The following is a 24,367-nucleotide window of genomic DNA, read 5'->3' on the forward strand; positions in this document are numbered from 1 at the left end:
TCACTGCTCTCCTGTGGGGACGGGGACCTTGGCCAGGGCTTCGGCCAGCGCCTGGTGTTCATCCATGTCCGCCAACCTGCTCTGGGAGGTCAGGATCAGCCGGTGGGCCAGGATGGGGTCGACCAGTTTCTTGACATCATCGGGGATCACGTAGTCGCGGCCCTGGGCGCAGGCCCGGATCCTGGCACAACGGACCAGAGCCAGCCCGCCTCTGATGGAGGAGCCGACCCGGATGGCGGGACTGTGCCGTGTGGCTTCGATGATGTGGATGACGTATTCCATGATGGAGGAATCGCAGAAGACCTTGGAGGCGCAGGCGGCCATGGCCTCCACCTGGGCGGCGTCGACCACCGGTTTCACCAGGCCTGCCCGGTCGCGAATGTCGGCCTCTTGAAGGATGCGCATGCTGGCATCGTGCCCAGGCGCCCCAAGCGAGGTGCGGATCAGAAAGCGGTCCATCTGCGCCTCGGGCAGGGCATAGGTGCCCAGCTGCTCGATGGGATTCTGAGTGGCCATAACCATGAAGGGCCGAGGGAGGCGGTAGGTGCGGCCATCCACGGTCACCTGGCCCTCCTCCATGACCTCCAGCAGGGCCGACTGGGTCTTGGGGGAGGCCCTGTTGATCTCGTCGGCCAGAACCAGAGAGGCGAAGACTGGACCGGGCCGGAAGGAGAATCGTCCTTGAGCCTGGTCATAGAAGGTCACGCCCAGCAGATCGGAGGGGAGCAGGTCCGGGGTGAACTGGATCCGCTTGCAGTCCACGGCGATGGAGGCGGCCAGGGCGCGCGACAGCTGGGTCTTGCCAGTGCCTGGGTTGTCTTCCAGGAGCACATGGCCTCCTGCGATCAGGGCGGTGACGCACAGGGCGATGGTTTCCTCCTTGCCCAGCACCGCCTGGCCGACGTTGTCGACGATGGAGCGGAAGAGGTTGGCGAAGGTCGACACATCCACTGCGGCCTGGCCGGATCGTCCTGGCTGCCTTGTCCCTGCTGCCTGATCGCCTGCTTCGGTGGAAGGCCGCCTGTTCTGTCCTGTCTTTTCTACCTCCCCTGGTTCGTCGGTCCTGACTGCGTAAGCGGGGGCCGAGGTACTCTCCAGCGGGGGGCGACGGGACTGATTGGTGACATCGACAAGGTCAGGCCTTGCAGGAGCTGATGAGGGCCGGTTGAACAGGTCACGGACCGGCTGGCGGCCGGGGATGGTCCCGTCTTCCACCATGGTGCGGTCCGAGGGGATGGGTTCCGCCCCGGACAGCTGAGTCCTTTCCTGCCTGGCAGCTACAGGGATGCGACCGGGCCGGGTCCGGTCATCGCTCACCGCCGGAGTGGATTCCTGCTGGCTCAGACCGGCCATGAGGGCCTGGCGCTGTCGCTTGAGTACATCCAGTCGGTCGGCAGGGATCCGTCGGCTCTCGCTGCTCTCCTCGCGGGCGGCTTTGGGGGTACTCCTCCTGGTCGCGTCATCCGGGATGGTGCCGTCCTGCTGGATGGGTTCCTGCGCGTTTCGATCATCCATGGTCATTCATCCTTGTCTGCTGAGGGGACCCCTGACGGGTAAGGGACTTGTCGCTTGGCTTGTCGACATCCTTAGGCAGGGTCAGCTCCTTGGTGGCGGCGGGCGAATGGCCTTCGGATCCCACTCCACGGATGCGAGCGACCGCACGGAAGCTCAGCGTGGCGCCCGGCTTGGCAGATCCAGCGGGCAGGGAGACGACTTCACTGACCTCCGGCTGGTTGCAGGGCAGGGTCCAGGAAGCCTTGTCGGGGTCGAGGCCATCGACGCTCACCTGGATGTCTGCGCAGGGTCGGCCGTGTTCGGCACCTGGGTTCAGGACCAGCTTGACCTGGTCCTTGCCCTGGTACTCCAGAGTCTGGAATGCAGGCGGATCCGGATGTGACCAGGTGGCTCCAGAGGCTGAGGCCACAGGTCCTGATCCGGCCATATTGGACGGGGTCACGCTCACTGTGCAAGTGCCGCCTGCCTCGTCATGGCCCACATCGAAGACCGCCTTGGTGGCGGTGGCCGACCGCCATCGTGGCGAACCGCAGCCTGAACCCTCGCCGTGGACCGTATAGCCCTGGATGGGTGAGCCGTGATTCTCCGGTGGGCGCCAGGTGACGGTCAGGGTTTCCTTGCTGCCGCCGTCCACGGTCAGTGCCTGCACGCCTCCTGGGATCGCGTCCGGCCTTGCTGCTGCCGGCGAGGAGGCGGGGGACCAGCCCACCTGGTTGTGGGCTTGGACAGTAAAGGAGTAGTCATGGCCGTTGGCCAGCCCGTCGATTCGGCAGGTGACGGCATTGCCGCAGGAGCGTTGTCCTGAGCCTGCCGATGAGTTGTAGGAGACTCGATACTCGTCCACCGGACTGCCGTTGGCTGCACCCGGCTCCCAGGCCAGGAGAACCGTTCCGTCGCCTGCCTGGGCCGCGCCCGCCAGCATTCTGGGGGCCTGCGGGCGGTCGATGATGCCCACGGTGATGGTGGCGCTGACCCGGCGTCCCGGGTCACGGCTGCCATCCTCGACCGTGGCCAGAATGGTGTTGGTAGAGGCGCCGATGTCACGATCGGCTTTGATGGCGATCCTCCCGTCGCCCAGGTTGCTGGCTGTCAGACGTGAGGTGTCGTCGCTGACCAGGCCCACCAAGCGCAGCGGAGTGTCGGGGAAGGGGTTGAGGGCATCGTCGAATAGTTTCAGTTCCAGGCTCTGCCCGGCCTTGAGCCCCACATGACGTGAGGGGACCGAAGCCAGGGGCCGAGTGGTGGCGATGATGCGGAAGGCCAGGACCGTATGCGCCTCGCCGGATGAACTGGCGATGGTTACCGGCAGGGTGGCCTTGGTGCCAGGTGTTGCGGTCTTGTCGGCGGCCACGTTCAGTTGGCCCCGAGGACTCAGCTTGGCATGGATCGGCCCCTGGGGGTCCCCGGAGGAGAAGGTGCTGTCAGCCGGGTCGCTTCCCTGCGGCCAGCGGGTCATGGCGGGCAGGGAGATGGTCTGTGCCGGCTCCCCGGCCACCAGATCGATGACCGGTGCCGAAAGGACCGGCGGTGATGCTCTGCCGCCTATCACGGTGATGGGCAGGGTCAGCACCGACTCGTTGACGATGGCCTGGCCGCCTGGATCCCCATCACGGACGGCAAAGGTCAGTGAGGCTGGACCAGCATAGTCCTTGGCCGCGGTGAACCTCAGGGTGTGCTCGTCCACGTAGGGGTCGGATCCGTCGGACTTGGTGGCCGAAACGGACTGGCGGGAGGCGATCCGTGCGGTCTTGCCTGCGCCCACCCTGACCTGATCGGCGATGTCGATGGTGATGCTCTGCCCCGCGCGCACCTTGAGGGCCGGAGCGCGGGGTCTTAGGACCGGAGGGAACACCCCATAGGCGGGGACCTTCACAAAGGCCATTGAGGTGATCTTGTACCGGGTGTTGGTGACGGTGTAGGGCACGGCCCTGGCCTGGTCGGTCAGGTCGATGACCAGCTTGGTGGAGCCGGCTTCACCTACGGTCCTGGCGTGGGCCTTGGCCCCAGGATGAATCCCCAAGCGCAGGTCATCGAGGGTGCCGGATGGATTGCTGATGGAGTCGGCCAGATTGACTTCCACGCTGCGTTTGTCCACCGTATCCTCGGGAGCCACTTGGTAATCCTGGGCTATGGGCGGCTGGATGGGGGCCTGGGGATCCGTGACCACGGTCAGGGTGGCCTGGTCGCTCAGCCCTGCCCGGTTGTGAGCCCGGTAGACCAGATAGGAGGTGCCTGGCTGTGAGGGGGCGGTCAGCCGAATCATGTCGTCCTTTACGCTGGCTTGGTCCAGGCCCTGGCGCTCCAGGTGGGGGTCCAGACTCAAGGAGTCGTCATCCCCAGAGATGTCGTTGAGCAGGACCGGAACGTCGGCCACGGTCCCGGGCCGCAGCCTGACCTTGTCGTCCCGGGCGAAGACCCCGGTCACCGAGGAGTCGGGGAAGACGCCGATGCGCACGTGTGCCTGGGCGCGCTGCCCCACCCAATCCTCCACGGCGTAGGTGAACTCGTCAGTGCCATGCGAGTCGGGATAGGCCTCATAGATCAGGTAGTCGGCACCGGCTTTGACGATCCTGCCCAGCCTGGGTGCCTGGTTGCCCAAGCCGGACAGGGTGTCGCAGTCTCCGTCGGGGTCGATGCCGGTCAGGGGGACGGGGATGCGTACCTTGGTTCCGGCAGCCACCTGGGCCCGCAGATCCTTGGGTGTAGGCGCGGGCTTGCTGGCCGGGTCGGAGGCATGCACCCGGAAGGTGATGGTGCCTGAGGCCGCGTTGCCCAGATCGTCCCTGACCGTATAGGTGGCCGGGAAGTCCCCGGTGCGCTCGCTGGCCTGATATCTGACCGTGTCCCCGGATACGAAGGCCAAGCCTGCAAAGGTCCGCTGATCCGTAGTCAGCTGCTGGTCCAGGGTGACGCTGGTCCCGTCAGCGTGAGCGACCTTGTCCATGACCGAAACCGTGACCAGGCCCGATGAGCGGACCCCAACCGTCAGATTCGGGGCCTTGGGCGCCGAGGCCGCCCTGCTCAGGGAGGGGGGCTGCAGGACGATGGTCCCCTGGGCGCTGCCGCTGGCGTTGGCGACTGTGTAGGCGATGCTCAGCGGTCGTGCGGGGATTTTTCTGGCGGACAGATAGACCCGGCGGTGGTCCACGATGCCGGCCTTGATGCCGGAGTCCGGATCCACGCGCACATCGGTCAGGGCCAGCACGCCGCCCATGGGATCCAGGTCGTTGTCAAGCGGATCGACGATGGCGGTCTGATCGGCACCCAGCAGGGCTACGTCGTTGACAGGCACCGGCAGCGCGGATCCGCCATGGTCGTGTTCTGCCTCCAGCCTGACCAGCCCTTGGGTCTCCCGTTCACCCTGGGCCACCCGGTAGGGGACATAATAGGTGCCCGGGTTGGCGGCGGTGGCGGTGAAGGAAAGGCTTTCGGCGTTGACCTCCACCTGGATTCCATCGGGTTTGTCGACCCGGACCAGGCGGAGGGGCTGAGCGGCATTGGCGTGTACGCTCCTGCTCAGATCCACGGTGGCCTCTCGGCCGGCAGTGGCCTGGCGAATGACCGGATCGACCAGTGGGGCCAAGGTATTGACAGGTTTGACGGTGAAGTAGATCAGTCCCTGACCGCTCATGACTCCGTCTGAAACAGTGACTTTGACAGCCAGCCGACCGGAGGTGGCCGACCCGGCGCTCATGGTCAGCTGTCCGTCAGCCCTGGTGGACAGGGATATCCGATCCGAATTGACGGACTCGGCGCCGGCCAGGGTCAGCGGGTCCCCATCAGGATCCTCGAAGCCGGCCAGGGCGTTGACGGTGGTCGTGGCGCCCTGCTCCACTTCGTATTCGGCAGGGGTGTCGTTCTGTACCGGTGCCTGGTCGCCTCGGTCCATCTTGGCCGGGGCGATGTTGAGGTCGATGCCAGCCGAGGAGACCTGGCCGCGTCCGTCGGTGATGGAGTAGTTGATACGGGCCCGGCCTGCAGGTGCGTCGCTGGCATCCACCTGCAGGTAGCGGCCGTTCATGACCGGAGTCAGGCGCAGATTCCCTTGCGAGCTGCGCGCATCCTCGATTCGCAGAACCGAGCAGTCCGTCTGGCGATCGTTGCGCAGGGGGTCCAGCAGGGCTCTGGAACCGGCCCGGATGCCCAGACTGTCGTCCTCGGCCTGGATAGGTTGGGATCCTGATCGACAGGTGGCTGCGAACCGCTGGCGATTGTCGGCCGAGTCCTGACGCTGATCGGTCCTGTCCGCGTGCTTGACCTCCATGGTCTGCCACTGTGGCCGAATCACCTTGGTGGAGGTTCGGGGATTCCAGACATCGCCGGTCAGTACGTCGTTGAGGATGACCCTCCGGTGGTTGGCCCGGAAGACCAGATCCGAGGTGGGACCGATGGCCTCCAGAGTGGAGGGACGCGGCTGCGGTGACCGAACCTGTGGCATGGCTGTCCCTGTTGCGCACAGTCGCAGGAAATTGTTCCCCGAAGAGGCCCAGGCCGTCCACAGGCATCCGCCAGAGGAGACCGGTTGGGCGGGTTGGCCGCTGCCGCCGGTGTCTACAGTCTCAACCTTATTTCTGGGGTGATCCAGATCAACCAGGTGGACGCTTTCCTGATCGGTCAGGCCCACCCAGGGCCCCTGGCGGTCCATATCCACTGGAGTGGACTGGAGTTGCAGGTCTCCCCGGTGCGGAATCCGGATGGATCCTTGGGGCCAGTAAAGCCGGTCGCCAGCCAAGAGGACGGGCCTTCCGTCGATGACGCTGAAGGCAGTGGCCCGGACGGGGGTGTGGTTTGTCAGGGAGTCCAGTTCACGGTGGGCCCGGGAGTCAGGTCCGTCGATCCTTAACACGACCCCGTCCGAGGGCCGGTAGGCGTAGACAGCTCCGGAGGCATCCACAGTGACGGCGGCCCCGGAACCCAGGGTCAGCACAGGGTCTCGGCGCTGCGGGTCCAGATCTCCCGGCGAAGCGGCCCGGCCCAGCCAGATTTTGCCGGTCCGTGCCTGGAAGAGAGTCAGGGTGGGCCCGTTGATCATCCGCTGGACCCTGGCATCCGAACGGGTGGTGTCCCCAAGGGTGGCGGTGGAGGCCGCTATGGGAGCCATGCCTCCCTCCCGGCCCAGGATGACTGCATATCCGCTCTGGGCCAGGTCGAAGTGGTCGGTACCCGTCGACAGGGCCACGTCCGCCTCTCCGATGTCGGGCTTGAACCGGGCTACCTTGCGCTCGTTCTGGGAGGTGATCCAGATGCTGCCGTCATCCACCTGAACGGCACGGCGGTCCACCCCATGCATGAACAGGGCTCCGAGGATGAGCAGGACCAAAGCCGTCAGCGTGACGGCCAGGATGACGGCAGGATTCTTGGTGCGGACGGCCAGAGCATGCCGCAGACGCAGCCCAGCCCGGCGCATCCGCAGGAATCGTCCCTGCAAGTCCATAATCCCCTGGGTTCCTTTCCTGTCCTGCCACACAGGCTTAGCCTATTAAACTCGTCCCAGACCGCCGTCAATGCCCTCTCTGACGACTGATTTTAGCTGGTTTGCAAGGTCATGGCGGTCTGTGAAAGTCGGGGTGGTCGAATGTGAAAATTCATCCACCGAGGGTTTATTGAACGGCGCAGATGATGGTCGGTTCCTGGGACATGCTCCGGTCGGCCCGCACCAGGGTGACGCTGATGCAGGTCTGGCCTCCCTGCGGATTGTCGATGCTGGCTGTCGGCTGTCGGGTCTGCACGCTGCGGCCACGGTCGCCGCTGCCACCCTGGTCCAGGGGATGCCAAACATAACTGTCTCCCGGTTTGGGGTCAGGATTGGCCCAAGCGAAAACTGCCGTGGTGCCCTGGTAGCGGCCCTGACCCTGGATGGGCGAGGGAACTGAGCCCTCCTGCAGGTCATGAGGGTCGCTCGAATCCGTCGGGTCCGGGGACTGCGCCTGCTGGGATTGGACCTGGGAGGAACCTGCAGTCGGCTGTGAACCTCGGTCGGACCCGTTCGGCAGGCCGACAGCCAAGGCCCAGACCAAGGCAACGGCCAGGACGGCAGCGAGGATCAGCGCCAGAAGAATCACACGGCGGCGGCCGCCGGGAAACCGCCTAGCCTGGCTGCCTTCATGGTCAGTGACGGCCTCCCTGTCTTGTTGCAGGCGCGATTCGGAGCTGACCCCAGTCCCGGTCCAGGAGTGACCGGACTCCTTGCTTTTTGTCCGGCCTGCCATGGCTTCGTTATGGGCGTGCGAGCGTGCATCTCCCTGCGGATAGGGGGCGATTCCCTCGCCGATGAAGGGCGTCGCATGGCCGTAGAGCTGCTGCTGGACCTCCTGCAGGGCGCGGCCGAACTCCAGCGCCGAGTAGTAGCGGTCGTCTCGGTCATGGGCCATGGCCTTCTCCAGAACCGCAGCCAGCATAGGGGAGGCCTCACCCATGTGCAGAACCGGGGTCTGCGCTGTCAGGATCAGCTGTGCCAGGTGATCCTCATCCCGGGCCCGGTAGGCGTACTCGTAGGGGGAGCGGCCGGCCAGCATGCCGAAGAGCGAGGCGCCCAGGGAGTAGATGTCGCTGGCCTCGGACCCTCCCGAGCGGTTGGCCAGGATCTCCGGGGCCGCCCAGGGTATGGAAAGCCCGCCCGCCCGTTCGCCTCCGTAGATGCCCGAAGAGATGCCGAAGTCGGCCAGGACGGGCAGGCCCTGGTCGGTGATCAGAAAGTTGCTGGGTTTGACGTCCCGGTGCAGGATCCCCCGCTCATGGGCGCAGTAGAGGGCCGAGGCCATGCGCACTCCCAGGTCCAGCACGCCCTCCTGGTCCATGCCTCCCTTGAGCATGATGGTCTTGCAGCTGCCTCCCGGAGCGTATTCGAGCACCAGGCAATCCCGTCCGTCATCGCTGACCAGGGCCTGGTGAATGCTCAGGATGCAGGGATGGGTGGAGAGCTTGGCCAGGGTCTTGGCCTCGCGCAGAAAGAGCTGATGGGTCTGCTGGTCCATGCTGCCTTGGAGGGCTGCCTTGACCGCCACAGGTCGGTTGAGCCCCTCCTGCTCGTACAGGTAGACGGCGGCGGTGCCTCCCAGGTCCAGGGGTCGCAGGAGCCGCAGCCCGGGCAGCGCCGGCGCCTGGTCCATGGCTGGAACCGCACTCGGGCGCCGGGCCTGGGAAGCATTCTGCTGCAAGGGACATCACCTCCTGGGGACTGCCTGAGAACTGTAATCCACGATAACAGCACGCCGCTCCCGAGCATGCATCCTGTGAGCCTCCTGCAGGCGGTTCCGGACCAGTGGGTTCCGGGGCCTGTAGATGGACCATGCCGACCCCTATTCTTGTAGCTATGAGCAAGCAGCCACCGGTGGATCCGCAAGAGGCCATGGAACCGGTCCGCGCCTTTATCGGCGATCGGCTCCAGAACGAGGAGGGTCGGCCCACCCGGGTCCTAGTGGTGGCTGGTCCTCCCCGCAGCGGCAAGACCAGGTTGGCCACCCAGGCCCTGCTGGCAGGCATGGAACGGTTCGGTGACGGTGCCAGCATGGCCGTATCAGGTCGGACTGCGGCCGACCAGGTCAGCCGCCAGGTCATTCTGGAGCGGGGCAGTGCCGACCGCACCCGACCTGTGGGCACCCTGCAGGCTCTGGCCTTCCGTCTGCTGACACGGTCCAGGCTGGCCCAGGGAGGCCACGATCCAATCCTGCCCAGACTGCTGAACGGCGCCGAGGAGGATGCCCTGCTCAGGCAGGTCATGACCGTCCATCTGGAGCATGTCCAAGCCGGGGACGATTGTGCGGTCTGCCGACTTCTGGAGCGCTACTTCCGCAACGGGGCTGGCTGGTCCTCCGTCCTGGTCGGCGACGGTCAAGGACGAGTCGTAGGGGTCGCCGACAGGTTCATCGCCCAGCTGCGGGACATGTTCGCCCGCATGACGGAATTGGGCCTGGACAGGGGTGACCGGGACCAGCTCCTGGACGCCTTGGCCCTCCAACCCATGGGCCCTGACCGCCGCGACCGGCTGGGCCTGCAGTGGCGGCTGGCCTTCGCCCTGGAGGACGAATACCGCCAGAGCATCACTGAGAGCTACCCGGACGAATTCCGTCTGGATCCTTCCATGCTCATGGTCAAAGCCTCCCGCAGCCTAGGCGGGCTGCCTGATGGCGATCTGCCTGACCTGCTGGTCGTAGATGACTGGCAGGACATCACCCTGGCCGGGATGGGCCTCTTGCAGGGCTTGAACCAGGCTGGCTGCCGGCTCCTTCTGGTAGGCAACCCCGACCAGTCGGTCCAGTCCTTCCGTGGTTCCTATCCTGAATTTCTGGCCACTCGCCTGACGGCCCTGTCCAAGCCCATGCCAGGCGTCGCCGCCCCCCTTCTGGCCCAGGACTTCGCCTGCCTGGGCGCTGCCACCGTGACCCTGAAACCCCGGAGGATGGTGGTTCCTGAAGCGGCCGCAGAGCATGCCGAAAGCGTCCAGGGCTCTTACGCCGATCTAGTGGCTGCCAGGGTCAGCCTGGGCATCGCCGGTGTTGAGGAGAACGACACCCCTCTGCCCGACAGACCTGGCAAGCTGCCCGCCTGGCCCGGCGCCGGCCCGGTGGCGCCCCTGACCGCCGGCGACAGTCTTATTCACGACGGCAGCGTACAGACCAGGCTCTTCCACACCCCTGACCAGGAGGACGATGACCTGGTTTGGCAGATCAAACATGAGTTTCTGGCCAACGAGCGTGACTGGAACGACATGGCCGTCATCGCCCACGACAACATGACCCTGCGCACCCTGGGCCGCAAGCTGCGCGTCCAGGGCGTGCCGGTGCGCTTCTCCTCGGTGACCCGTCCACTCAGCCAGGAGCCCGCCATCCAGGGTCTTTTCGCCCTGGTCGAGCTGGCCCAATCGGTGCTGGACCCTGGCACCGCCGGAAGCGACCCGGACGATCCTGACCAGGTGGCCGCCTGGATCCGTTCGCGCCTGCGCACCCTGATGGCTGGCCCCCTCTTCCGGGTTCCCGCCACCGCCACTCGTGCAGAGCGTCCCGTCAGGATGGAACGCCTGGAGTCCATCATGGAGACTATGGCCGCCTTGGCCCCCTTGTCCGGCCAGCAGGGGAGCGATCCGGACTCATCAGGCTCCTTGGACGACCTGCCGCTCCTGGGACAGGCCTGGCAGACCTGGGTCGAGGATCTGGCCGAGCGGCAGGCTCAACGGGAGCGTTCATCCGGCATCAGCGTCGACGATTCCCTGTTGACCAGGCACGATTCCGTAGAACCAGGGGTCGGGCCTGACCCCTTCTCCACTGCCTCGGCCCCCGACCAACCGGTGGATCTGGGCGACAGGGATGCTCAACGGCCGGCCATTCTGTCTGTTCAGGCCTTGGAGACCCTGCTGGTTCTGGATCCGGATGACCGATCCTCGGGAATCATTCTGGAGGCCATGACCGCCATCGCCGGAGGCCGCCGTGAGGATCCTGACGTACAAGCCTTGGACAAGGCCCTGCAGGTTCTGCGCCTGACGGCCACCCGCATCAGCGCCCTGGAGGACCGCCAGCCCCAATACGTGCTCTGGGAGGCCTGGCGGAGCCTGAACCTGGCCGACGACTGGCAGCGGCGGGCCCTGATGGCCACCCAGGAGGGGGAGGAGGCCAACGACCGTCTGGACGCGCTCATGCGGCTCTTCCAGTACGCGGCTGGCTCCCGTCGTTTCCCCACGGTCGAGGCTTTCATGGATCAGGTGCGCACCATGCAGATCGAGGCCGATTCCCTGGCGCGGATCGGGCCCATCGAGCACGCCGTCACCCTGACCACACCCGCCGGTGCCGCCGCCCTGGCCACGGACTGGCCCCTGGTCTGGCTGCCCGCCGTCCAGGACGGGGTCTGGCCCAATCTGATTCCCCGCGACACCATGTTCGGAGCCGAGGAGCTGGCCGATCTGGTCCTGCACGACCGCATCGGCGACCCCCTGGCGGACACGCTCAGCCACGATCCGGCCCTGCGCTCCATCCTCTACGCCGAGAAGAAGGGTTTCCTGGAGGCGCTGACCCGAGCCCAGACCCAGGTGCGCATCAGCGCGGTCTGGAACGATGACCTGGTCCCCTCGGACTTCCTCTATGGCTATCTGCCTGAACGTTATCCGCGCACCGCCGATATGAGTCAGGCCGAGTTCAGCATGGTCGGCGCTGGCTCAGGCGGCAGTGAGCGCTACGGGGGGCTGGAGGTGTCTCCCAGGGGCCTGACGGCGGCCGCCCGATCCATCCTGGCTGTTCAAGCGCTGCTCCCGGAAGATCAGGTCGACCGTGAGCGAGTGGACGATGCCGTGCAAGCCCTGCGGCTGCTGGCCGGCCAAGGCCAGGATTCAGCTGATCCCAGGCATTGGCCCTTCCTCTATGACCATGATCAGGAGGGCGCTGCTGAACCGGCCTCGGGGGAAGAAGTTCATACTGCACAGGCCGCCGAGTCAAGGGCCGTGGGCGCTGCTACAGGTGTCGCATCGGTTACTGAAAGGGACCATGCCCCTCATTCTGGACATGTTTCCGTCCATCAAACCGGGCAGACAGATCGAGCACAAAACCGTGACCAGGGTCGTGAGCACCGCCATGAACACCAGTCCGACCGCCAGGTGGTCCTCCTTTCGCCCTCGGCGGTCGATGCCATCTGGAACTGCCCCCTGGAGTGGGCCCTAGGAGACCAGTTCTCCGGCCCCTCCCCGTCAAGAGTGCCCACGGAGTTCGGTTCCCTGATTCACAAGGTGGCCAGCGAGGGCACAGCCCAGGGTCTGGACCGTCCTGGCCAGGGCGATCCGGATGCCCGCCAGCAGCAGGTGCGGGATGCGCTCCTGGACATCTACCAGGAACTGGCTCCCCAGGAACAGCGCCTGCGGGATCCCGACGAGCTCTATGACCAGCGCGGCCGCAGCAGCCGGGTGGAGTCCATCCTGGACAACCTGGCCTCTTATTTCGTCCGCTCCTCGGATTCCAAATACGGTGTGGAGGGCAGGAGCCCGGTCCCGGTCGGCGATCTGCTGGGGGTCCAGAGCGAGCGGTCCTTCGACGTCAGCCTGTCCGTGGAGGACCTGGTCCCACTTTGGAAGGCCACCTTCCCTGACAGGCCTTTGGATGCCGACGGGCTCTTCGCCCTGATGTCCGGCCTGGTCGACGGCTTCCCCGCAGCCCTGGATGCCAGGACGACGGTCAGGCTGACCGGCCGCATCGACCGTCTGGAGGTCAGGTCCCTGCCCGAGGGCATCCGTCTGCGGCTGGTGGACTACAAGACCGGCAGAGTCCCCTATACCCAGGGGCAGCTCTTCAACGACCTGCAGCTGGTCTGCTATCAGCTGGGACTGGCCTTCCCGCCCACGCCCGGCAGCAGTCCGGAGGTGGGGGCGGCCTGGAGCCTGTCGCAGGCCCCCGACCTGGAGAGGACCGAGCGGATGAAGCTGAGCCAGTCCCTGCTCCTGCAGCTGCAGGCACCGCCCAAGGATGCGCAAACGGGGCTGCGCCGGGAGGAGATGGCCTACCAGCCGCCCCTGTTCGAGCGTGACAGGCTGGTCACCATCGCTCAACCGAGAACCGGCATGCCCTCCCCGCTCAAGTCCAAGGCCGAACCCACGGACCTGCCTGATCAGGTGCCGCCCGGGGTGGATGCGGACCTGTGGGCCATGGTTCGAGCAGCCAGGGTCTCCTCCCAGGCTGTATGGGGGCTGACCATGATAGCCAGGGTCTTTTTCGCTGCCGGGGTCAAGCTGACGGCTGGCCGGGATGACGCGGTCTTCGATCCGGCCCGCTGTCATCGAGCCGGCAATGGTCAGGAATGTCAGGCATGGCAACTGGTGGCGCCCAATCTACTGGAGGATCAGGAATGAAGCAGACTGCCGAACAGTCCGCCATCGTCGATGCGGATGTCAATGAGGATCTTCTGGTAGTGGCTGGGGCCGGCTCGGGCAAGACCATGACCATGACCAGCCGGATCATTGCCCTGATCCGTCGGGGCGTGCCCTCCGAGCAGATTCTGGGGCTGACCTTCACCCGCAAGGCCGCCTCCGAACTTCAATCCAGGGTGGGGGCGGCGGTCATTCGACGCGACCAGGGCAGAGGCGCCTCGGCCGTGGATCCCGAACGCAACTTCCTCAAGCCGACCGTGTCCACCTATGATGCCTTCTTCCAGTCCATCGTGCGCCAGTACGGCCTGCTGGTGGGCATGGACCAGGACACCCGTCCCCTGAGTTCGGCAGGGGCCTACCAGCTGGCCTCCCAGGTGGTCGCCGACCATCTGGATCTGATCTTTCCCGCTGGTTCCTCGGCGCAGGATGGCCAATCCGACGACCTGGGCTCTGCGACCTTCTCGACCACCGTCAACCGGGTCCTGGGGCTGACCGGGGCGGTGACCACCTCCATGATCAGCAGCGACTGCCCTGATTTCGACCAGGCCGTGGGGCGGATCCGCGCCTGGGACCGCGCCTTTGTGGATCGGGCGGACCAGCTGATCGGCGACCAGCCCGTGCCGGCCGCCGAGACCAAACCCAGCGGGACGCCGCCCAAGCGCAGCAAGAAGGAGACCGACGAGCACTATCAAGGCAAAATCAAGGCCTTCCAAGACAAGCGGCAGAGCATTCGCCTCTACCGGGTGGATGCCATGCGACGGGCCGTTCTGACACGAGAGAAGCTGCTGACCCTGGTCCAGGACTACCAGCGTGCCAAGCGTCAGGCCAATATGGCCGAGTTCGGAGACTTCACCCTGGCCGCCTTCCAGCTGGTCGAGCGTTTCCCCTCCATCAGCGCCCAGCTGCGACGCCGCTACAGCCACGTCTTTTTGGACGAATACCAGGACACCTCCACCACCCAGGCCCTGCTGCTGGCGGCTATCTTCCATCCACAGAATCGGCAGGAGGATCAGGGGAGTGCGGACCAGGCTCCCGGCAGGTCGGCCGTGACCGCCGTGGGCGACCCCTTCCAGTCCATCTATGCCTGGCGCGGGGCCAGTCCCGGGGCCTTCCGCACCTTCCAGGCCCAGTTCGGCATGCTGGCCGACCGGCCCGCATCCGGCAGCGGTCCCTTGTCTGGAGTGACCGCCTTTGGGCGCTCGCAGGACCAGGACCCGCTGACCCTGTCGCGCACCTTCCGCAACTCCAGCTGGGTGCTCAAGGCCGCCAATCAGCTGACCGTTCCCCTGCGCCACCGGGACCAGGGGAGCCGGTCCGAAGCGGAACTGCGCGAGGTGGACGTGGCCAGGCTCCGTCCCCGTGAGGACGCCGATCCGGGCACCGTGGGCCTCCTGGGCTACAGCACCGGCGGACAGGAGATCGACGGCGTGGTCAGGTTCGCCCTCAAGGCACGCGAGCTCTATGGCAATCAGGGCGATGCGCCGCACGTGGCTGTGCTCTTCCGTTCCAAGGCCGCCCTGCCCAGGTACCGCCAGGCCCTGGAGGCTGCAGGGCTGAGCTGCCAGGTCGTCGGGTACTCCTCCCTCTTCGACCGGCCCGAGGTCATGGATCTTAGAGCCCTGCTCTCCCTGGTCTGCGACCACACCGACAGCGATTCCCTGATGCGTCTGCTGGCCTCGGCCCGGTTCGGCATGGACGCGGCCGACCTGAGCGCTCTGGCCTCCCTGGCCGCCAAGGTCAATGAGGACAGCCAGTACCGGGCCCTGGTCCGTGCCGGCCTGGTCGAGTCCGACCCCGACCCGCGCCGCCGTCGCGAGGATCTGCATCGTTACCGTGACCAGGTTCCCAACGATGTCTTCCTGGTGGACCTGCTCCTGCGCGACGATCTGCCAGACCTCTTGAAGGGCTCGGGTCTGTCCGCCAGGGGGCGGGTTCTGGCCGCCGAGGCCGCCCGGGTCATCTGCCAGGTCCAGGCCGAGTCATCGGCCCCCCTGCGCCAGGTGGTCATCGCCGCCATCCGTGCCTTGGATCTGGACGCGGACCTGGTGCTGGCCCGCTCCCTGGCCAATCCTGAACGGCCTCTGGAGCCCAGTCAGGCCAAGGCGGGCATCCAGGCCCTGCTGGACCAAGTGGATGTCTACCTGTCCGAGCTGCCACAGGGTCTGGGGCCCAGCCTGCGCGGGTTCGTTTCCTGGCTGTCGTCCCTGGACCAGAGCCCCGAAATGCCCGCTGATGGGGACGACCGGCAGGCTGACGTGGTCCTGATGACCGTCCACCAGGCCAAGGGACTGGAGTGGGATGCCGTGGCGGTTGTCGGGCTGAAGCGTGGAGCCTTCCCCAGCAGCCAGGGCGACCGGCTCGCGGTCAAGCCCGCCTTGGACAAGCCGGTGGTTCAATCTCCGGACGGCCCGGTCTACCAGTACAGCTGCACGGCCCGTACCTGGCTGGTCGATCCCGAGTCTGTGCCGGTGCCGGTGCGGGCTGATGCCATGATCCTGCCTCGCTTTCCTCATGACGCTCCCTTGGGGGCTGACCCTGAGGATCTGCTGGGTCGTCTGGATCTGGCGGACCTGGAGGAGGAGGCCATGGGCCTGACTCGGGAGAGCGGGCTGGACGACCAGGCCCGCCCGGTCAGGGCCGATGCCATCGCCCCCTCTCAGCGCGAACAGTACGGCCGTCGGCTGCTGGACGACGAGCGACGGCTGATCTATGTGGCGGCGACCAGGGCCCGGCATGATCTGCTGCTGACCTTCAGCCAGGATTCCCAGGCAGAGTCGGCGGCCCTGAATACCCCGGCTCCGGACCCGGATAAGGCCTCCAACTTTTGGAGCGAGCTGGTGGAGCTCTTCCAGGAAGAGCCTGATGCGGTCAAGCTGGAGCAGGCAGAGGATGCCCAGGAGGGACAGCCAGCGCCGCCCTTGGGGCTCTTTGTCGGCGAGCATGCCCAGTCCTACCGTCAGGCCATCGTCGACCGTGCGCTGGATCAGGTGGATCAGGTCGCTGCTCGAGACGGTCAGCGTGACCAGGCGCTTTGGCCGCCGGTGCTGAGTGTGCGCACTCGTGAAGCCCTGAATCGTTCGGCCGCCTGGGTGCGCGCCGGGCAACCCGACGATCCCGCAATTGATGAGGAGGGCGATGACGGGCTCTACGCCAATGCGGTCCGCGTCCTGCAGGTCAGCACCGGCCGCCTGGGGGTAGCTGACGACCAGCTGCTCACGGACCTGGATCTGCTGCGGCGCACCGGCCGTCGGATCCTGGGGCATGGGGCTCGCAGCGTCACCGCCATCCAGGCCGGCTCGGCAGGGGGTGATCCCAAGATGGAGAGGGATTACTGGCAGGGGCTGGTCAGACCCATACCCCAGGTGGCCTCCCCGCAGGCTGAGGCGGGCACCCGCTTCCACGACTGGGCCAGGCGCTTCATCCTGCCCGATATCTCCGCCCCTGAAGGACTGGTGGACCTGCCCGATCAGGCGGAAGCACCGAATCTGCTCGATGGTCCGTTGGGTCCCGGAGCCATGGCCGAACGGGCCCGCATGCTGGCCGAGCTTGATCAGGAGCGGGAGTCCATGGACTCCCAGGCCGACCCCGTGCAGGCCCGTCTGCTGACTTGGGAACAGCGGCTGGCCGAGTCTGACTGGGCCCATCGCACTCCTGTCTGGGTGGAACGGCCCATCGTGGCGGTGTTGGCCGGCTCCATCGTCAAGGGCAAGCTGGACGCGGTCTTTGCCGGCGGACTGGACCCTGAACGCACGGATCTGCGCTACACCATCGTGGACTGGAAGACCGGAGCCCGACCGCGCGGAGAGGAGTCGACCAAGCGCCGTCTGGTCCAGCTGGACTTTTACCGGCTGCTCCTGTCACGCTTGGAGGGTATCGGCCTGTCGACCATCGACGCCTGCCTTTATTATGTAAGCGAAGACCAGCCCCAGGATCGACTCATCAGGGCTCGTGCCAGGACCGAAGAAGAAATTCTCGCTTCCCTTGCCGAGGGCATACCCGAGCAGTCGGACGAGGACTGAGTCTGCGGCAGACCCCGCCAGACAAAGGCGATGGGTGCCGCGCATCAGCAATCATGAACAGCAGGCGATCGGCGGACGGCCAAGGGCCGTCATGGGGCCGGGCACGCCCGAATGGAGCAATGAGACAGATGACTACGTCCAGTAATCACGACCAGGCCTCCCGGCGGAGGGGGAGCGTGGCGATACGACCTATGGTCTGGGCGGATATGCCCGACCTGGTGGGAACCTTTGACGCCACCTGGAAGGTTCAGGAGGATCCTGAAGGAACTGTGTCCCGACTGAGTGCCGCCCACTTCATCCTGCACTACCTGGTGGGCGCCACCAGGGCCCGGATAGCTGTCGATGGGCAGGATTTTCTGGGGGTGACTCTGCTTGCTGAGGGGCGTGGCGAACTGTGCTTCCCTCAGGCCGAAGAGGAGCTGGAGCAGGTTGATCAGCAGCTGTCTGCCACGACCTTGGGCGCTCAGACCCTGGACCGGGCGCGCCAGTGGCAGCAAACCGAAGTCAAGCTGGAGGAGCAGTGTGGTCTGGCTGTTCCGCCCCAGGCAGAGCTGAGGCTCTTCCTGGTCTCCAGCCGTGCCCGGGGACGCGGCGTGGGCGGCGCCCTATGGCGGGACACCCTGGAGCATCTGGACCAAGCGGGGATCGAGCGCTTCTACCTGCACACGGACTCCTCCTGCGACGTGGGCTTCTACGACCACCAGGGCATGGAGCGGCTGGCCGAGCTCAGGGGGAGGGACCATGCGGCTTTCGCCGGGCGCGACCCCTCTGACGATCCGCAGTTCTTCGAGGGTATTGACGACATCTTCATCTACGGAGGCCGTGTGAGCGACCAGCTGGGCAAGGACGGTGATCATGGCGGTCGCTAAATCCCCCTTCCTGCGCCTGTTCACCTACCCGGGTGCCGCCGGCTTCTGCCTGTCGGCCGTCCTGGCCCGCCTGCCCCTGGGCATGATGGGTCTGGGCATTGTACTGGCCTTGAACAACATCTATGACAACTGGACCTCAGCCGGGTTGATGAGCGCCGTTTACACGCTCTGCGCGGCCCTGGTCACCCCCTTCTACGCCCGTCTGTTCGACCGGTTCGGCCAGCGTCGAGTCGGAGTGACCGCCCTGCTCGTGCAGGCCCTGGCCATCCTGGGATTTGCGGTGGGTGCCATGCGCCGGGTTCCTCTGGGAGTGCTCTTTGTACTGGCGGCTCTGATGGGCCTGACCCAGTTCGCCTTCGGAGCCCTGGTGCGCACCCGCTGGGCCTGGGTGCTGCGCGAAGACAAGACCAATCTGCTCAACACCGCCTACGCCCTGGAGTCGGGCCTGGACGAGTGCGTCTTCATTCTGGGGCCCATCCTCTCCGCCTACCTGGCCACCTCGGTCAGCCCGGTCTCCCAGCTTTACCTGCCTGCCCTGGCTCTGCTGGTCGGCGGGCTGACCTTCTTCGCCATGCGTTCCACCGAGCCTCCGGCCGTCGTTCGCATGGAGGCCGTCAGCCAGTCTGCAGCGGATCATTCCCCGGTGGACGCCCATGGGGACGTCCTGCCAAGCGACACTGACGGTCACCAGGGTTCTCGTTCGGCTCTGGTCTACCCGGGCATCCTTCTGCTGGTCGTGATCTTCGTCGTCTTCAACATGAGCTTCTCGGCGGTGGACGTCTCGGTGACCGCCCTGACCAAGTCCATGGGACGAGAGGGTGCGGTAGGCCTGCAGCTGGCCCTGTTCGCCCTGGGCTCCCTGTGCGGGGCGCTGATCTTCGGCTCGGTCAAGCTCAAAGGATCCCGCTGGCGCTATCTGACGACCTTCCTGGTGCTGCTGACCCTGGGCTACGTGGTCTTCCGCCTGGTCATGGACAACCTGGTCCTGCTGGGTCTGGCCGAAGTGCTGACCGGCCTGTGCGTCTCGCCCATCTTCGCCACCGGCAACCTGATCGTGCGCGAGAACGTGGATGCCCGGGCCCTGACCGAGGGGCTCTCCTGGCTGTCCACAGGCGGATCCATCGGCACCTCCCTGGGATCAACCCTGGCCGGAGTCGCCCTGGATCAGTTCGGGCCTCACGGCGGCATGACCATTCCGGCGGTGGTCACCTGCTGCGCTGTCCCCTTGGCGCTGCTGGGCTGGGCCAGGAGCCGCAGGAGGGGTATGGTCGTGGAAAAGACCGAAAATACACAGTGAATGAACAGTGAAGAAGGAGGCAGCCGATGATCCGCGTATCGGTGCTGGGTGCAGGCGGACGCATGGGAACCGAGGTGGTGCGCGCTCTCAAGGACGCACAGGATATGCAGACGGCCCTGCTGCTGGGTCCGGATGACGATCCAGCTGCCATCAATCCGAGCAATACGGACGTGGCGGTCGACTTCACCAGCCCTGATGCCGTCCTGGGCAACACCCTGACCCTGATAGGGCAGGGGGTCCACGCCGTCATCGGCACCACCGGCTGGACCAAGGAGCGCTTGGACCAGGTCGGGCAGGCCCTGGACGGGCATCCCGGACTCAGCGTCTTCATCGCTCCCAACTTCGCCATCTCCGCAGTGCTGGCCGACCGGTTCGCAGCCATGGCTGCCCGCTACTTCGAGTCGGCCGAGGTGGTCGAGCTGCACCATCCCGACAAGGTTGATGCCCCCTCCGGCACGGCTCTGGGGACCGCTTCTGCCATCGCTGAAGCCCGCCGTCAGGCTGGGATGGGTCCCATGCCCGACGCGACCCAACAACCTGATCCCTCCAGAGGCCGGGTGGTTGACGGTGTCCATGTCCATGCCGTCCGGCTGCGGGGACTCAATGCGCATGAGGAGGTGCTCATGGGCAACCCCGGCGAGCAGCTGACCATCCGCGCAGACAGCTTCGAGCGTGTCTCCTTCATGCCCGGAGTTCTCCTGGCCGTGCGCCGTGCTGGAAGCATCCCCGGGCTGACCGTGGGCTTGGACCACTACCTGTTCTGATATTCGCAAGAGCGTCCCCATCTGCAAGTAGCGTGAAGATATGACTGAGACCGTTACCCATCTGCTTCCTTCTGCACCCTTCGGACGGGTGATCCCCGCCATGATCACGCCTATGAATAAGGACGGATCCGTGGATTACGAGGCTGCCGCCAATCTGGCCCGCACCTTGGTGGCCGATGGGGCCGACGGCATTCTGGTCAACGGCACCACAGGCGAGTCTCCCGTCACCCATATGGAGGAAAAGGTCAACCTGGTCAGGGCCGTCAAGGATGCTGTCGATGTGCCCGTCATCTCCGGAGCTGGCTCCAATGACACAGCGCACACGGTACGCATGGTGGAGATGACCCAGGAGGCCGGGGCCGATGCCCTGCTGGTGGTCATGCCCTACTACTCGCGGCCCTCCCAGGACGGGGTGGTGGCCCACTTCCGCTCGGTCTGCCAGTCGGCTCAGCGACCGATCATTCTCTACGATGTGCCCGGACGGACCGGACTGCACGTCGAGCTGGACACTTACCGGCGGCTGGCTGAGCTGGATGGGATCGCAGCCGTCAAGGATGCCACGGGCGACCTGGTCTCCATGACCCGCAAGCGCCAGGAGACCGGCCTGACCTGGTATTCAGGCGACGACGGGCTCTATCTGCCTTTCCTTGCCCTGGGCGCGGTCGGCGTCATCTCGGTCATCGCTCATGTGGCATCCGGGCCCATGAAGCGTCTGGCCGACGACTTCGATGCCGGCGATTTGAATGGCGCAAGGGAACTGGCCGCACGTCTGGATCCGCTGGTCCAGGCTCTGAACGGTCAGGGTCAGCAGGCCGTCATGGCCAAGGCCGCTCTGAAGGTGGCAGGCAGACTGGATCAGACGGCCATGAGGCTGCCCAATCTGGGTCCCGATGAGGACCAGGTGGCTCTCGCCCGCAAGGGAATGAAGGCCGCGGGGCTGATCTGAATCAGTCCTGAAAGCAACGTCGCCCCTGTATAGGCAGGGGCACAGATGATAGAAACACAAGTGACAATGGCAAGAAAACAAGAAGAATCAAACACGACCGGCAAGAGCAGAAATCGTCGGTCCTCCTCCAAGAACGGCAAGCAGGGGTCAGGCAGGTCCCGGGGCGAATCCCGCAGCCGTCGCAATGGCGCCATCGCCCGCGGCAAGGGCACTCAGACTGAGCAGCGTCTGGTGGCACCCCCCAAGTACCGCAAGGGCTCCATGCGCATCGTCCCCCTGGGTGGCCTGGGCGAGATCGGCCGCAATATGAATGTGATCGAGTATAACGGTCACATTCTGCTGATCGACTGCGGCGTGCTCTTCCCCGAGGAGGAGCAGCCGGGCGTGGACCTGATTTTGCCCGACTTCAGCTACATCAAGGACAAGTTGGATCAGGTGGACGCCCTGGTGCTGACCCACGGGCATGAGGATCATATCGGCGGCGTGCCCTACCTGCTCAAGCTGCGTCCGGATATCCCTCTGATTGGCTCCAAGCTGACCCTAGGGTTCGTTGATGCCAAGTGCGAGGAGCACCATCTCAAGCCCACCGAGGTGGAGGTCAAGGGCCGCGACAAGCTCAAGGTCGGCCCCTTCAACTTGGAGTTCGTGGCGGTCACCCACTCCATTCCTGACGCTCTGGCCGTCTCCGTGCGCACCCCGGCAGGCCACATCATCGACACCGGCGACATGAAGATCGACCCGCTGCCTCTGGATCACAGGCTGACCGATCTGCGCGAGTTCGCCAAGCTGGGCGAGTCCGGCGTGGATCTGCTCATGGTCGATTCAACCAACGCCGAGGTCCCCGGCTTCGTCAAGCCCGAGATCTCCATCGCCCCCGCCTTGGACAAGGCCTTCGCCGAGGCGCAGCGCAAGATCATCGTGGCCTCCTTCTCCAGCCACGTCCACCGTGTGCAGCAGGTGGTCGACGCCGCCCACAAGTTCGGCCGCAAGGTGGTCTTCGCCGGCCGGTCCATGGTCCGCAACATGTCCATCGCCTCCGACCTGGGCTACCTGCACCTGCCCGAGGACACCGTGGTCGACCTCAAGGATGCCCACAGCATCCCGGACGAGAAGATCGTCTACATGTGCACCGGATCCCAGGGCGAGCCCATGGCGGCTCTGGGCCGCATCGCCGACGGGACCCACCGTGACATCACCATCAATGAATTCGACACGGTCATTCTGGCCAGTTCGCTGATCCCCGGCAACGAGCATGAGGTCTACAAGGTCATCAACAAGCTGGTGCGCCTGGGAGCCAAGGTGGTCAACCGCGACAACGCGGCCATCCACGTCTCCGGCCACTCCGACGAGGGCGAGCTGCTCCACTTCTACAACATCGTGCAGCCCAAGTGCGCCATGCCCATCCACGGCGAGAACCGGCACCTGGTGGCCAACGGTCTGATCGCGGTCAAGACCGGCGTGGATCCGCAGAACGTGGTGCTGGCCGAGGACGGCGACGTGGTGGACCTCTACCATGGCCAGGCCGCTGTGGTCGGATCAGTGCCCTGCGGGTACGTCTATGTGGACGGCGACTCCGTGGGCCAGCTGACCGACGACGAGCTGGAGCAGCGCCGGATTCTGGGCACCGAGGGCTTCGTCTCCGCCTTCGCCGTGGTCGACACCGAGACCAGCAAGGTTGTCTCCGGCCCCAAGCTTTACCTGAACGCCGTGGCCGAGGACGAGAGCGAGTTCAAGTCCATCAACGCCCAGATTGTCGATCAGCTTGAGGATGCCATGGCCAAGGGCACCACCGGCACCTACCAGCTCCAGCAGATGATGCGCCGCACCCTGGGCGGCTGGATCTCTCGCAAGCTGCACCGCCGGCCCATGATCGTGCCCGTGGTGGCCGACATCGCCACCGACGTGCAGCCGCAGGACTGACGCCACTGCCTGCATACTGATACCGAAGGCTCCGGTCGCCCAGATGGACGGCCGGAGCCTTCAGTGTTATCAGTAAAAGGGAGCGTCTACATGCTCACGATGATCTTGACGTGGTTTTCCGCGTCCTCACGCAGCTGACGGAAGCCCTTGTCCACGATGTCCTCGACCTTGATCCGGTCGGTGATGAAAGTGGACAGATCGATGTTCCGGTCATGGATGAGCTTGATGGCGTCAGGATGGTCGTTGGCGTATCCCATGGTACCGCGGATGAACTTCTCGCCGAAGCCCAACTCCTTGGTCAGGTTCAGCGTAATGGGCTTGCCATGCAGGGCTACGACCATGAGCCCGCCAGTGGCCTTCAAGGCCTCCAAAAGCTGGTGGTCGACCGGTTCGGCTCCAGCTGCATCGAAGGCCAGATCAGCCCCGGCTCCGTCGGTCTCGTGGCGGACCCGCTCCGCCAGGTCTTCCTTGCTGGGATCGACCACAATGTCGGCCGAATGCGACTGCAGGGCCTTCTCCTTACGAGCAGAGGAGAGCTCGGACATGATCACCCGGACTCCCTTCGCCCGCAGGATGGTGCCGATGAGCAATCCTACGGGCCCGGCGCCGCCGACCACTGCGGTCTGTCCTTCGTGGGGATCCATGGCGCGGATGGCGTGGTGGGCCACAGCGAAGGGCTCGATCATGGCAGCCTGATCCAGAGGGATGTCGCCCACGGGGAAGACGTGCTCTGCCGGAACCACGATGTGCTCGCTGAGTCCGCCGCCGCCTCCATTGATGCCGATGCCGGCCAGCTTGTCGCAGTCATTGTAGTTGCCGGCCTTGCAGGCTGGGCATTCGCCGCAGGCGATTTCGGCCTCGACCACCACCGAGTCGCCCACTTTCATGTCAGTGTGCACGTCGTCGGCGATGGCCTCGACGGTACCAGAGATCTCATGGCCGAAAACCACCGGCAGGGTCTCTCCCGTCAGGGGATGGGGATGGTCGGGCGAATTGCCTCCGCCGTTGACTGCTCCGTCGTAGTACAGATGGACATCGGAACCGCAAATGCCGGTGAAGGCGGGGTGGATCTTGATGGTCCCGGGTTTGAGCTCAGGCTCAGGCACGTCCTCCAGACGCACATCTTCCTTGCCGTAGTACATCAATGCTTTCATATCGTATATCCTCTCTGATATGCGTAAAGGTCCTGCATGGACGA

The 24,367-nt window shown here is 65.5% G+C and carries 11 protein-coding genes; 7 read left to right on the top strand and 4 right to left on the bottom strand.

Annotation, left to right across the window (positions count from 1 at the left end; genetic code table 11):
• From AC0AII_RS05690 to AC0AII_RS05700, 3 genes are all read right to left on the bottom strand, one after another.
• A complete protein-coding gene (locus AC0AII_RS05690; RefSeq protein WP_490446431.1) occupies positions 1 to 1,515 on the bottom strand; it encodes an AAA family ATPase in 1,515 nt (504 codons plus the stop codon).
• A complete protein-coding gene (locus AC0AII_RS05695) occupies positions 1,508 to 6,949 on the bottom strand; it encodes an Ig-like domain-containing protein (RefSeq protein WP_490446432.1) in 5,442 nt (1,813 codons plus the stop codon). Before AC0AII_RS05695 ends, AC0AII_RS05690 begins: the two co-directional genes overlap by 8 nt.
• A gap of 166 nt (positions 6,950 to 7,115) precedes the next feature.
• Positions 7,116 to 8,672, bottom strand: a complete 1,557-nt coding sequence (locus AC0AII_RS05700) for a serine/threonine-protein kinase (protein ID WP_490446433.1) — start codon at positions 8,670 to 8,672, stop codon at positions 7,116 to 7,118.
• A 155-nt stretch (positions 8,673 to 8,827) separates the two neighbouring features.
• Between AC0AII_RS05700 and AC0AII_RS05705 the strand changes: the two genes are divergently transcribed.
• The 7 genes from AC0AII_RS05705 to AC0AII_RS05735 all read left to right on the top strand — a co-directional run bounded on the left by AC0AII_RS05705 (position 8,828) and on the right by AC0AII_RS05735 (position 23,169).
• Positions 8,828 to 13,336 carry a PD-(D/E)XK nuclease family protein gene (locus tag AC0AII_RS05705; protein ID WP_490446434.1) on the top strand — a complete coding sequence of 1,503 codons (4,509 nt, stop codon included), beginning with the start codon at positions 8,828 to 8,830 and terminating at the stop codon, positions 13,334 to 13,336.
• Positions 13,333 to 17,373, top strand: coding sequence for an ATP-dependent DNA helicase (locus tag AC0AII_RS05710; RefSeq protein WP_490446435.1), 4,041 nt, complete (start codon positions 13,333 to 13,335; stop codon positions 17,371 to 17,373). Before AC0AII_RS05705 ends, AC0AII_RS05710 begins: the two co-directional genes overlap by 4 nt.
• Positions 17,374 to 17,501: 128 nt before the next feature.
• The gene (locus AC0AII_RS05715) at positions 17,502 to 18,242 is read left to right on the top strand and encodes a GNAT family N-acetyltransferase (RefSeq protein ID WP_490446436.1); all 741 of its coding nucleotides are present in this window, start codon (positions 17,502 to 17,504) and stop codon (positions 18,240 to 18,242) included.
• A complete protein-coding gene (locus AC0AII_RS05720) occupies positions 18,229 to 19,539 on the top strand; it encodes an MFS transporter (RefSeq protein ID WP_490446437.1) in 1,311 nt (436 codons plus the stop codon). The genes AC0AII_RS05715 and AC0AII_RS05720 overlap by 14 nt, the downstream gene beginning before the upstream one ends.
• A 26-nt stretch (positions 19,540 to 19,565) precedes the next feature.
• Positions 19,566 to 20,303 carry a 4-hydroxy-tetrahydrodipicolinate reductase gene (gene dapB, locus AC0AII_RS05725; protein WP_490446438.1) on the top strand — a complete coding sequence of 246 codons (738 nt, stop codon included), beginning with the start codon at positions 19,566 to 19,568 and terminating at the stop codon, positions 20,301 to 20,303.
• Between the two features lie 40 nt (positions 20,304 to 20,343).
• Entirely contained in the window at positions 20,344 to 21,249 is a 906-nt protein-coding gene (gene dapA, locus AC0AII_RS05730; protein ID WP_024627480.1) for a 4-hydroxy-tetrahydrodipicolinate synthase, read from the top strand.
• 66 nt (positions 21,250 to 21,315) lie between these two features.
• Positions 21,316 to 23,169: a ribonuclease J gene (locus tag AC0AII_RS05735; protein WP_445339729.1), complete on the top strand. Its 1,854-nt coding sequence runs from the start codon at positions 21,316 to 21,318 to the stop codon at positions 23,167 to 23,169.
• 86 nt (positions 23,170 to 23,255) lie between these two features.
• Here the strand turns inward: AC0AII_RS05735 and AC0AII_RS05740 are convergent, their stop codons facing one another.
• On the bottom strand, positions 23,256 to 24,323 hold the full coding sequence (locus AC0AII_RS05740) for a 2,3-butanediol dehydrogenase (protein ID WP_144085401.1): 1,068 nt from the start codon (positions 24,321 to 24,323) through the stop codon (positions 23,256 to 23,258).
• Positions 24,324 to 24,367: the final 44 nt, after the last annotated feature.

The organism is Bifidobacterium sp. VU/mBH4 (B4) (assembly GCF_058199535.1).